This window comes from Telluria sp. BA11 (genome assembly GCF_056680305.1).
Window position 1 is genome coordinate 2,411,634 of record NZ_CM155275.1, and the last position, 11,066, is coordinate 2,422,699.

Below are 11,066 nucleotides of genomic sequence, written 5' to 3' on the forward strand. Positions count from 1 at the left end.
TGCGCGGCCCTTTTCGTTTGTGACACGTGGGCCTCGTGCGAGGCCGGTCAATTCTTAGAAATTACCCTTGAATTGCATGCCCCACTGGCGCGGCTCGTTGGTGAAGCCGGTCAGGTTGTTGAAGTCGATCGCACCGGTGATACGGCGCTGGTCGAGCACGTTGCGGCCGAAGGCTGCGACTTCATACTTGCCGTTGCCGAAGATGTAGCCGACGCGTACGCCGCCTTCGGTCAGTGGTGCACCGGTGAACTCGGTCGACTCGTACAGGAAGAAGTTGACCTTGCTGCGGTACGACCAGTCGGTGTAGAAGTACAGCTCGCCGTCACGGAACGGCACGCCGTAGCGGGCCGTCGCGTTGAAGGTCCAGCGCGGTGCCTGTGGCAGTGCATTGCCATCGATCACGACACGGCCGGCGCCGTTGATCGGATCGGTGATCGTGCACTGTGCGCAGCGGTTGACCGACAGGCTACCGTCGCGGATCTGCGTGTAGTTGTAGCTCGCGCCGGCGCTCATGCGCAGGGCGGTGCTGATCGCTGCTTCGAAGTCGAACTCGGCGCCGCGGCCCTTGGTCTTGTCGGCGTTGATCAGGCGGTTGACGTTCGAATTGCCACCCACCACGGTCAGCTGCTGGTCGTCGATCGTGTAGTCATAGATCGAGAACGAGCCACGTGCGCGGCGCTCGAACAGGTCAGCCTTGATGCCCAGCTCGACCGACTTGATGGTCTCGGCATCGGCCACGGTAATTGGCACCGACGCCGACGCAGCAGCGATACTCGGGGCGCGGAAGCCCGTTGCGGCGCGGCCGTACACGTTCACGTCAGGCGTGAGCTTGTAGGTGGCCGACAGGTCCCAGCTGACCTTCTTCTTGTCCGCTTCGACCGACGACGGGCCGATCTGCACGACGTTGGTCGCTTCGATGGTGCGGAACTCTTTCTCGTCCTTGGTGTAGCGCACGCCGCCGCGGATGGTCCAGTCAGGGGTCAGGTTGTACGTTGCCGAAGCGAACGCAGCCCAGGCCTCGTTCTTCTGGGTCGACACCAGGCGCGAGGTGCGCGCGTAGGTGGTGCTGTCGAAGTTGTCGCTGCCGCCGGTGACGTCTTCATCGAAGAAGTAGACGCCGGTCTGCCAGTTGAACGGGCCGGTGTTCTGCGATTCGACGCGGAATTCCTGGCTGTACTGGTCGAGGTTGTTGATGTAGCCGTTGGTCTCGACCTGGAACGGGATGAAGCCCGGGCCGGTCGGCGTGCCGCCGTCGATGTCGCCGCGGCTCGAGTAACCGATGATATGCTCGTAACCGGTGATCGACGACAGCTTGTAGCCGCCCAGATCCCATTCCAGACGCAGGTTGATGCCGTTGGTTTTCAGGTCCTGGTCATTCATCGCATTGGTGACGATCTGGTCCAGATCGGTGCCGTCGGCGAAGGTGTTGCTGCCCTTCTTGATCAGGTTGGCGCGGAACAGACGCGCGCTGCCATTGGTCTGACGCTGGTGGAAGCCCAAGAGGCCGGTAACACCATCTTTGCTGTACAAGAACTGCACGCGCTCGGCGTGTTCGTTGTAGCCGTCGAGTTCACCGCGCTTGGTGGTCTTGGCCGGGGTGCTGTAGTTGTCGACGTAGTCGTCGCGGTGCTGGCCAACGGCCGACACGCGCATCGCCACGTTGCTCGACAGCGGCACGTTGACGGCGCCTTCGGCATTGAACGTGTAGTGCGATGCCGCCGACACGTTGTAGTAGCCTTCGGTGCTGTTCAGGCGTGGCTTTTCGGACTCGAACTTGACGACGCCGGCCGGAGTATTACGGCCGAACAGCGTGCCCTGCGGGCCGCGCAGCACTTCGACGCTGGCCAGGTCGAAGATCGGGAAGCCCTTGAGGATCGGGTTCTCTTGCACGATGTCGTCGTACACGAGCGAGACCGGCTGCGAGGCGAAGGTGTTGAAGTCGGTATTGCCGTAGCCGCGGATGTAAAAGCGCGGGAAGGTACGGCCGTTCGACGATTCCACGTTCAGGCTCGGCACTTTGCCAGCCAGCAGGCGGATGTCTTCGCCGCCGGAGACCAGGACGTCCAGTTTGTCACCCTTCAGGGCCGTCACCGACACCGGCACGTCGCGGATGTTCTCGGTACGGCGCTGCGCGGTCACGGTGACCGATTGCAGCTGCAGGGACTCGGGCGCCGGTGCGGCCGGGGCCGCCGTCTGGGCGGCTGCCTGGGCGATCGGCAGCAGGGCGAGGAACGCCAGCGCTGCGCCATGGGAGCAGGTGACGCGCTTGTGCATCTTGGACATCTTGGTCATGGAGTATTTTCCTGGTGATGATAAAAGAACCGGTGTCTCCGTTCTTCTTTTCCAACGCCCCCCTGCCGGGTGCGCGGCGGTGATACCCCGCCTCGGCAACGCGCATCTATGGCGCCCATCTTTCCGATGTTTTAAGGTTGCCGACTTGCTAAAGGCGGTATTGTCCGTGATGGTTATCAGTCGGGCAAGCAAATAACTCGTTGACGCCATGATTACAACACATGCATATCGTTGGCTGCGGCCGGGGGTCATGACCAGAAAAAATAGCGCTTTCGATATTTTTTCGAAAAACCCCTTGCAGACCCTCAAACGCACCCTCTATAATTCGGTCCTCTTCGACGCAATGACAAGCGTCAGTAGACATCAACGAGATGGGCGCTTAGCTCAGTTGGTAGAGCGGATCCCTTACACGGATTAGGTCGGGAGTTCGAGCCTCTCAGCGCCCACCAAGCATCTCGACGATGGATCGAAGGCTGATCTTAGTAAAACGGAGTGGTAGTTCAGTTGGTTAGAATACCGGCCTGTCACGCCGGGGGTCGCGGGTTCGAGCCCCGTCCGCTCCGCCAGCATCACTGAAGAAGGGTCCGATTCGTCGGGCCCTTTTTCTTTTTCAGCGCGCGTTTGCGTGACGGCTTGCACACCGCTGCCACGTTATGCCCGCTTGCGCATCAACTCCCCGATTTCCACCCGATCCCGCCCCGCGCGCTTGGCCGCATACAGCGCATGGTCGGCACGCGCCATGGCCCCACCCAGATCTTCGTGCGGATCGAGCACCACCACGCCGATGCTGACCGTCATGCGGTAGGTCGGGCCGCTGGTGATGACCGTCGCTTCCCGGATCGCCCGGCGCAGCCGCTCGGCAGCCTGCACCGCCGCATCGAGATCGGCCCCGGGCAGCAGCAGCGCGAATTCTTCGCCACCCAGGCGGCCGATCGTTTCGTGCTCGCGCAGGAGCTGGCGTACGGTGCGTGCAAACACCACCAGTGCTTCGTCGCCGGAAGCATGGCCCCAGCGGTCATTGATCTGCTTGAAGTGGTCGATGTCGATCATCAGGAGGCCCAGACCGGTGCGCTGGCGCTGGGCCAGCAGGCGCGCGCCGTCGGCCTGTTCGAGAAATGCGTGGCGGTTCGGCAGTCCGGTCAGGCAATCGGTCGTGGCCAGCTTCGCCATCCGGCTGTCGTCCTTCTGCTTGCACAGCAACAAAAAGCCGAAGCCGTTGACGATCATGAGCATGTAGCCCGTCAGGTACGCCACCTGCTGGGCAGCACTGTGGTCGAGCGGCCCCTTGCCCAGCCACGCCGAAGCGACCCAGACGAGGATGGCCGTGGCGAACAGCGCATCGTTGACGCCGATGATCCGCTGCAGCAGCGACGCGCTGCGCCGGCGCAACAGTGCCCACGCCATGGCGGCGGCGAACAAGGCCACGACGGCGCCCACGAGCGCGCTGAGCTGGACGTAATTAACCCCAAGCGCTGCGCCTGCCAGCACGATGGCGGAAGACAGCAGTGTGATCGGCAACAGCACCCGGCCCCAGCGTACGAAGCCGAAGAAGACACAATAGGCCGCCATTTCAAGGGACATGGCGAGAATCCAGACGAGGCCCTCCAGCCCGGGGAAGACCGGCAAGCCCAGCACCGGACTCCCCCACCCGATCAGCTGGCTCACGCCCATGCCGAGTCGCGCCCACATCCACAGGCGCAGCCCGGCACTGGGCGCCGCGCCGTGGGTGTATCCCGCCATCAGAATCGCAAAACCGACGTTGCCGATGCCGAGTGCAAGAAGAAAAGTCTGTATATCAATCACTGCCTGTCCTTGAAAAGGCACTTGCACTCGCCTCGCCTCACCGCACACGCGGCTTTGCAAAAAAACCACTGATGTTGCCATATGGAATTATGTTACACGTTTTTCAAGACAGGTGAGCGCACGCTTGACCTACCTTATGGACGCGCCGCCACACCGCCCTGCGCACGCGACGCTTTTTGATGCGTGGCAGCATCCGATCGCGGATAATCAAACAGACAACAGACCGCACCACCCTGGAGCACGCCTTGATTTTTCGTTTTCTCAAACCCCCGCGCATGTCGCCGCGCCTGCATCGGCTCAAGAGCTCATCGCTGTTTGCAGCGCTCACGCCGCTGGAACTGAAGATCGTCGATGGCTTGCTGCACGAGCGCCGCTATTTAAAAGACGAAATCATGTTCGACGAGGGCGAAGAGGGCCAGGCGCTGTATCTGTTGATGAGCGGCCGGGTACGCATCAGCCGCCTGCATGAGGGCATGACGCAGGTCGTGGCCGAACTCGAGCCGGGCGGCTTCTTCGGCGACCTGGCGCTGCTCGACAATTCGCCCCGCAATGCCCAGGCGCGCGCTCTGGAGCCGTGCGAAGTGGCGGTGTTCTTCCGCGCCGACTTTTTGGGTCTGATGGAAACCGACGCCGTCATCGGCTACAAGATTTCGCTGGCGCTGGCGCGCCACATTGGCCTGCGCCTGCGTGAATGGATGGGCACCGGCCGGCCGCAGCTGGAAGCGCTGTGAGCACCCACCTCGACCCTGCCCACGGCCCCGAGCGCGCCGGCCCGGTCGTCTGGACCGGCATCATCGGCGGCACCTGCCTGCTGCTGCTCGTCGTCCAGAAGCTGCTGTGGCTCGCCCTGCCCTTCATTTTCGGCGCCGTCCTGTATTACATCCTGCTGGGCCCGATGCAGCGCATGGTGCGTTCAGGCTTTGGCCGCAACGCCGCCGCGCTGTGGGTCTGCACGCTGTTCTTTGCCCTGACCGCGCTGGCGCTGACGGCGGCCATGGCCTGGAGCGACGGTCCCGAAGAAGATTCGTGGGAAGCAACGATCAGCCTGTACCTCGACGGCGGCGTCGCCTTCGTGCGCAACTCCATGGGGTTACTGGAAGCGAAATTCCCGCTGCTGGCCGAGATGCGCCTGACCTCGACCGTCAACCGCGCGTTCACCAATTACACGAGCGACTTCGCGCAGAACCATCTGGGCGACATCGTCGTCGGCATCGTGACCTGGGTGCCGTCACTGTTCCTGGCGCCGTTCCTCAGCTTCTTCCTGCTGCGCGACGGTGTGCGCTTCAAGAAGTTCCTGGCGCGCGCGGTGCCGAACGCTTACTTCGAGCCGGCGCTGTACCTGCTGCACGAAGTCGACCAGACCGCGCGCCGCTACTTTGAAGGCCTGCTCAAGCTGACGGTGCTCGACACGATCGTGCTGGCGCTGGGGCTGTGGATCATCGGTGTGTCCTCGCCCCTGCTGCTGGGTCTGATCTCGGCGGTGCTGGCCTGGGTGCCGTTCGTCGGCTCGATCGCCGGCTGCGCGCTGGTCGTCATCGTCGCCTCAACCGATGCGCCGGGCAACCCGCTGATGGCCTACGGCGCCATTGGCGTGTTCGTGCTGGTGCGCCTGCTGGACGACTTCATCTTCATGCCGGCCACGCTGGGCCGCAGCCTGCACATCCATCCACTGGTCACGGTGCTGATGATCTTTGTCGGCGGCATGCTGGCCGGCGTGGTGGGATTGATGCTGGTGCTGCCGCTGCTGGGCGTGGTGATGGTGATCGGCGAGACGCTGGGCGTTCTGGTCACGCACCCGCGCCTGCGGGCGCGCCACCGTTATGCCAATTCGCTGCGCACGCGGCAGGCGAGCATGGACCTGGACATCGCGCGCGAACGGCGCGGGGCGCCAACACCGAATGCGAAATTGAAGACCAAACCGTAACGGACAACAACGCACCATCGAAAAAAAACCGGAGCACTAGGCTCCGGTTTTTTTTGTCCGTTCGAACGCGCTTACTTGCGCACGGTCTTCGGCTTGGCCTTGATGGTCGAGAGGATCGACGGCTTGACCTTCGACGGCGGCGCCATGAACGGCGTCGTTGCCGGCGTGCGGTCGGTGCGGCCGCGTGGTGCGCCGGCGCCCATCGTGCGCTTCGGCGCGCCATCGGCTGGCCGCCCTTTCGGCGCCATGCCCGGCCCGCGGCGCTCTTCGCGCAGCGAACCGCTGGCCATCTCGCCGCCCGGGGCCGGGATCAGGTGCCGGTCGCTGTTACCGATCAGGTCGCCACGACCCATGCGATACAGGCCTTCGCGCAGGATCGGCCAGTTCTCCGGGTCGTAATAGCGCAGGAACGCCTTGTGCAATTTACGCGTCTTGCCGCTCTTTGCCGTCTCGACGATTTCGGAATCCTCGGTCACCTTGGCCAGCGGGTTGCGGCGCGAGTGGTACATCGTCGTGGCCATCGCCATCGGCGTTGGCGTGAACGTCTGCACCTGGTCGAGCTTGAAGTTGTTTTTCTTCAGCCACAGTGCCAGGTTCAGCATGTCTTCGTCGGTCGAGCCCGGGTGGGCCGCGATGAAGTACGGGATCAGGTACTGCTTCTTGCCGGCTTCGAGCGAGTACTTGTCGAACATGCGCTTGAACTCGTCATAGGCGCCAATGCCCGGCTTCATCATCTTCGACAGCGTGCCCGCTTCGGTATGTTCCGGTGCGATCTTCAGCAGGCCGCCCACGTGGTGGGTGACCAGCTCTTTGACGTACTCAGGCGAACGCACGGCCAGGTCGTAGCGCAGACCGGAACCGATCAGGATCTTCTTGATGCCGGGGATCGCGCGTGCCTTGCGGTACAGCGAGATCAGCTTGCTGTGGTCGGTGCCCAGGTTGCTGCAGATCGTCGGGTACACGCACGACAGGCGGCGGCAGCTTTCCTCGATCGTCTTTTCCTTGCACGCCAGGCGGTACATGTTCGCGGTGGGGCCACCCAGGTCGGTGATGGTGCCGGCGAAGTTCTTGGTCGTGTCGCGGATCAGTTCGATTTCGCGCAGGATCGACGGCTCGGAGCGGCTCTGGATGATGCGGCCTTCGTGCTCGGTGATCGAGCAGAAGGTGCAGCCGCCGAAGCAGCCGCGCATGATGTTGACCGAGTAGCGGATCATTTCCCAGGCCGGGATGTGCGCCTTGCCATAGCTCGGGTGCGGCGCGCGGGCGTAGGCCATGTCGTAGACGTTGTCCATCTCGTCCATCGCCAGCGGCAGCGGTGGCGGGTTCAGCCAGACGTCGCGGTCGCCGTGCGCCTGCACCAGCGCGCGCGCATTGCCCGGGTTCGACTCGAGGTGGAACACGCGCGACGTGTGCGCGTACATCACCGGATCGACGCTGACCGTCTCAAAGCTCGGCAGGCGCACGACGGTCTTGGCCGCTTTTTCGCGGGCCGCGGCCTGGCGCTGCTCGCGCGTCATGATCATGATCGGCTTGACCTCGGGCTCGGGCGCGGCGTTGTCGAGCGCACAGGCTTTTGGGTCTTCCAGCGCCATCGCATACGGGTTCGGCTGCTTGTCGATGCGGCCCGGCACGTCCACGCGGGTGGAATTGTGCACGCTCCATTCTTCGTCGGGCAGCCAGCCCAGCGGCACCAGGAACGCCGTGCCGCGCAGGTCGCGGATCGTCTTGATGTTTTCGCCCGCAGCGATGCGGCGCGTCAGGTCGACCAGCGCGCGTTCGGCGTTGCCGAAGATGAGCAGGTCGGCCTTCGATTCGAACAGCACCGAGCGGCGCACCTTATCCGACCAGTAATCGTAGTGGGCGATGCGGCGCAGCGAGGCTTCGATGCTGCCGGCGATCACCGGCACGCCCGGGAACGCTTCACGGGCGCGCTGGCAATACACGGTCACGGCGCGGTCAGGGCGCTTGTTCGGCGCGCCTTCGGGCGTGTAGGCATCGTCGGAGCGGATCTTGCGGTCGGCCGTGTAGCGGTTGACCATCGAATCCATATTGCCGGCGGTAACGCCCCAGTACAGATTGGGTTTGCCCAGTGCGCGGAACGGCTCGACCGAGGTCCAGTCGGGCTGGCTGATGATGCCGACCCGGTACCCCTGCGCTTCGAGCAGCCGGCCGACCAGCGCCATGCCGAAGCTCGGGTGGTCGATGTAGGCGTCACCCGTGATCAGGATGATGTCGCACGAATCCCAGCCCAATGCGTCCATTTCGGCGCGGGACATCGGGAGGAAGGGTGCGGTCGGGGCGCGGCTGGAGCGCTTGGCGACCGTCGCAAAGAGATTGGCAGGGGAGTTCATTGCCCGGCATTGTACCGGAAAACCATTTACGGAGCATGGAAGGCCCCGAAAAATGGCTTAAAATCAATGACTTGTGGCTATTAGCCTACTATTTCAGCAGCGCAGCTCAAATGCCCATGTTCGACAGGATCTGGCCCAGTTCGCGCAAGCCGTGCTCGACGCGCGGGTGGCGGGCGGCAAAACTGGCTGCCAGCTCCTGCGTGCGCGAGCCCAGGCCATAGGTATTCGCATCGAGCTCCTGCTCGGCGCGGCGTTCGAGGACTTTCTCGATATCGCCATCGAGCTGGCGCAGCAGCGTTTCCAGTTCGACATCGGTGTCACCGGTTTCCTGCAGTTCGCGGTGCAGGGCTTTCAGGCGTGCCTTCAGGTCGGCATCGTGTTCGGGTTGCATCGTGGTCTCCGTGGATTGGTCGATTTCATTGTAAGGCATGGGGGGCGTGGGGGAGAACACGGCTGTGTGGAAAACAAAATGAACGGGGCCCCCGCCTGCGCGGGAGCCCCCATTGTCCGGCAGCGCGGAAGCCGTTAGTTACCCGTCAAGCCACGACGCTCCAGCAGCGGCTTGATATCCGCATCCTTGCCGCGGAAATTACGGTACATCTGCATCGCGTCCAGCGTGCCGCCACGCGACAGCAGCGTCTTGCGGAAATGGTCGCCGTTCTTGCGCGTCAGGCCGCCATTGGCCTTGAACCACTCGACCGTGTCGGCGTCGAGCTTCTCGGCCCACAGGTAGCCGTAGTAACCGGCCGAGTAACCGCCCGAGAACGTGTGCGAGAAATACGTGCTGCGATAACGCGGCGGCACCAGGGCAAAGTCAACCCCGGCCTTTTTCAGTGCCTGCGCCTCGAACGCCAGCACATCGGTCGGGATCTGGTTCGGCGCCAGCTGGTGCCAGGCCTGGTCCAGCAGCGCGGCGGCCAGGTACTCGGTGGTACGGAAGCCTTCGTTGAACTGCGACGACGCCTGCACCTTGTCCAGCAGCGCTTTCGGCATCGGCTCGCCGGTCTGGTAGTGCTTGGCGTAGTTGGCCAGCACTTCCGGCCAGGTCATCCACATCTCGTTGACCTGCGACGGGAACTCGACGTAGTCACGCGGCACGCGCGAACCCGAGAAGCGCGGGTACTGCACGTCCGAGAACATGCCGTGCAGCGCGTGGCCGAATTCGTGGAACGTGGTGCGCACTTCGTCGTAGGTCAAGAGCGTCGGCTCGCCGGCGGCCGGCTTCGGAATGTTCAGGTTATTGGCGATGACGGGCTTCGTGCCCAGCAGCTTGCTCTGGCTGGCCCAGGCGTTGGCCCAGGCGCCGCCACGCTTGTTCGAGCGGGCGTACGGGTCGAACGTGAAGATCGCCAGTTGCTTGCCATCGACGTCGAACACGTCGAACATGCGCACGTCTTCGTTGTAGCCCGGCAGGTCCTTGCGTTCCTTGAACGTGATGCCAAATTCCTTGGTGGCGGCAAAGAACACGCCATCGACCAGCACGCGGTTCAGTTCGAAGTACGGGCGCAGCTGGCTGGCGTCAAAGGCGTAACGCTCGGCGCGCACCTTGTCGCTGTAGAAGCTCCAGTCGTGCGCGGCGGCCTTGAAGCCACCCTTCTCCGCATCGATCACCTTCTGGATGTCGGCCGCTTCCTTCTTCGCGTTGTTCACGGCAGGCGTGGCCAGTTCGGCCAGCAGGCTGTTGACGGCGTCCGTGGTCTTGGCGGTCTGCTCTTCCAGGTTGTAGGCGGCGTGGTTCGGGAAGCCCAGCAGCACGGCGCGTTCGGCGCGCAGCTTGGCGATCTGCAGAACGGTGTTGCGGGTGTCGAATTCACCGCCACGGCTGCCGCGTGCCATCGAGGCGGCCAGCAGTTTTTCGCGCGTGGCGCGGTTGGTCAGCACCGACAGCGATGCCTGCTGCGTCGTGTTCACGACCGGCAGGACGAACTTGCCATCCATGCCGCGTTTTTTTGCTTCGGCGGCCGCGCCGTCGATGGCCTTGTCGCTCATGCCCGCCAGTTCGGCGCGCGAATCGACGACCAGCGCCGACGCGTTGGCTTCTTTCAGCGTGTCTTGTGCGAATTTGGTCTGCAGGGCGGCCAGCTGGCTGTTGAAGGCCTTCAGCTTTTCCTTGTCGGCGTCCGACAGCTTGGCGCCAGCGCGCTCGAAGTCATTGTTGTAGCGGTCCAGCAGGTAGGCCGATTCGCTGTCGAGCTTCAGGCTGGCGCGCTTGTCGTACAGCGCCTTGATGCGGGCGTACAGCTTGCCGTTCAGGCGGATTGCATCGCTGTGCTGCGACAGCTTCGGCGCGATGTCGCGACCCAGCGCGATCAGCGTGTCGTTGGTGTAGGAACCCGACAGCGTGCCGAAGGCGGTGCTGACGCGATTGAGCATGCGGCCCGAGCGCTCCATCGCCACGATGGTGTTCTCGAACGTTGGCGCCGCCTTGTTGTTGGCGATCTTCTCGATCTCCGCCGCGTGCTGGCGCATGGCTTCGGCGTAGGCCGGGGCGAAGTGCTCGTTCTTGATCTTGTCCCAGGCCGGGTAGTTGTATTGCAGGCTGCTCTCTTTGGCGAACGGGTTGCTCGCGTCGAACGGCGCAGCGGCGGTCACCGGTGCAGCAGTCGCCGGTGCAGGCGCGGCCAACGCGAAATTGGCAAAGGCGGCGCTGATGGCAGCGGCCAGGATGATATGGGTACGTTTCATGTTCTTGTGCT

7 protein-coding genes and 2 tRNA genes are annotated in these 11,066 nt (G+C 63.5%); 4 read left to right on the top strand and 5 right to left on the bottom strand.

Annotated features, from left to right (window positions below):
* Positions 1 to 54: 54 nt before the first annotated feature.
* Entirely contained in the window at positions 55 to 2,292 is a 2,238-nt protein-coding gene (locus AC1MGT_RS10520) for a TonB-dependent receptor (protein WP_499504123.1), read from the bottom strand.
* A gap of 373 nt (positions 2,293 to 2,665) precedes the next feature.
* Between AC1MGT_RS10520 and AC1MGT_RS10525 the strand changes: the two genes are divergently transcribed.
* Together AC1MGT_RS10525 and AC1MGT_RS10530 are read left to right on the top strand one after the other, a co-directional pair.
* Positions 2,666 to 2,741 (top strand) — tRNA-Val (locus AC1MGT_RS10525).
* A 40-nt stretch (positions 2,742 to 2,781) separates the two neighbouring features.
* Positions 2,782 to 2,858: transfer RNA gene (locus AC1MGT_RS10530), tRNA-Asp, on the top strand.
* An 85-nt stretch (positions 2,859 to 2,943) separates the two neighbouring features.
* Here the strand turns inward: AC1MGT_RS10530 and AC1MGT_RS10535 are convergent.
* Complete coding sequence (locus tag AC1MGT_RS10535) at positions 2,944 to 4,095, bottom strand: GGDEF domain-containing protein (RefSeq protein ID WP_499504124.1); 1,152 nt, start codon at positions 4,093 to 4,095, stop codon at positions 2,944 to 2,946.
* Positions 4,096 to 4,340: 245 nt separating this feature from the next.
* Here AC1MGT_RS10535 and AC1MGT_RS10540 point away from each other — a divergent pair, with 245 nt between their 5' ends.
* Positions 4,341 to 4,826, top strand: a complete 486-nt coding sequence (locus AC1MGT_RS10540) for a cyclic nucleotide-binding domain-containing protein (protein WP_221290483.1) — start codon at positions 4,341 to 4,343, stop codon at positions 4,824 to 4,826.
* Positions 4,823 to 6,019, top strand: a complete 1,197-nt coding sequence (locus tag AC1MGT_RS10545; RefSeq protein ID WP_258836798.1) for an AI-2E family transporter — start codon at positions 4,823 to 4,825, stop codon at positions 6,017 to 6,019. Before AC1MGT_RS10540 ends, AC1MGT_RS10545 begins: the two co-directional genes overlap by 4 nt.
* Before the next feature lie 71 nt (positions 6,020 to 6,090).
* Here the strand turns inward: AC1MGT_RS10545 and AC1MGT_RS10550 are convergent, their stop codons facing one another.
* The 3 genes from AC1MGT_RS10550 to AC1MGT_RS10560 all read right to left on the bottom strand — a co-directional run bounded on the left by AC1MGT_RS10550 (position 6,091) and on the right by AC1MGT_RS10560 (position 11,055).
* Positions 6,091 to 8,370: a YgiQ family radical SAM protein gene (locus AC1MGT_RS10550; protein WP_499455991.1), complete on the bottom strand. Its 2,280-nt coding sequence runs from the start codon at positions 8,368 to 8,370 to the stop codon at positions 6,091 to 6,093.
* A 106-nt stretch (positions 8,371 to 8,476) separates the two neighbouring features.
* A complete protein-coding gene (locus tag AC1MGT_RS10555) occupies positions 8,477 to 8,761 on the bottom strand; it encodes a DUF4404 family protein (RefSeq protein ID WP_183555162.1) in 285 nt (94 codons plus the stop codon).
* A gap of 134 nt (positions 8,762 to 8,895) precedes the next feature.
* The gene (locus tag AC1MGT_RS10560; protein WP_499504125.1) at positions 8,896 to 11,055 is read right to left on the bottom strand and encodes a M3 family metallopeptidase; all 2,160 of its coding nucleotides are present in this window, start codon (positions 11,053 to 11,055) and stop codon (positions 8,896 to 8,898) included.
* Positions 11,056 to 11,066: the final 11 nt, after the last annotated feature.

Excerpts from the sequence above, each read along its gene's own strand:
- AC1MGT_RS10520 (WP_499504123.1), bottom strand. The coding sequence starts at position 2,292 with ATGACCAAGATGTCCAAGATGCACAAGCGCGTCACCTGCTCCCATGGC.
- AC1MGT_RS10560 (WP_499504125.1), bottom strand. The coding sequence starts at position 11,055 with ATGAAACGTACCCATATCATCCTGGCCGCTGCCATCAGCGCCGCCTTT.
- AC1MGT_RS10555 (WP_183555162.1), bottom strand. The coding sequence starts at position 8,761 with ATGCAACCCGAACACGATGCCGACCTGAAGGCACGCCTGAAAGCCCTG.
- AC1MGT_RS10550 (WP_499455991.1), bottom strand. The coding sequence starts at position 8,370 with ATGAACTCCCCTGCCAATCTCTTTGCGACGGTCGCCAAGCGCTCCAGC.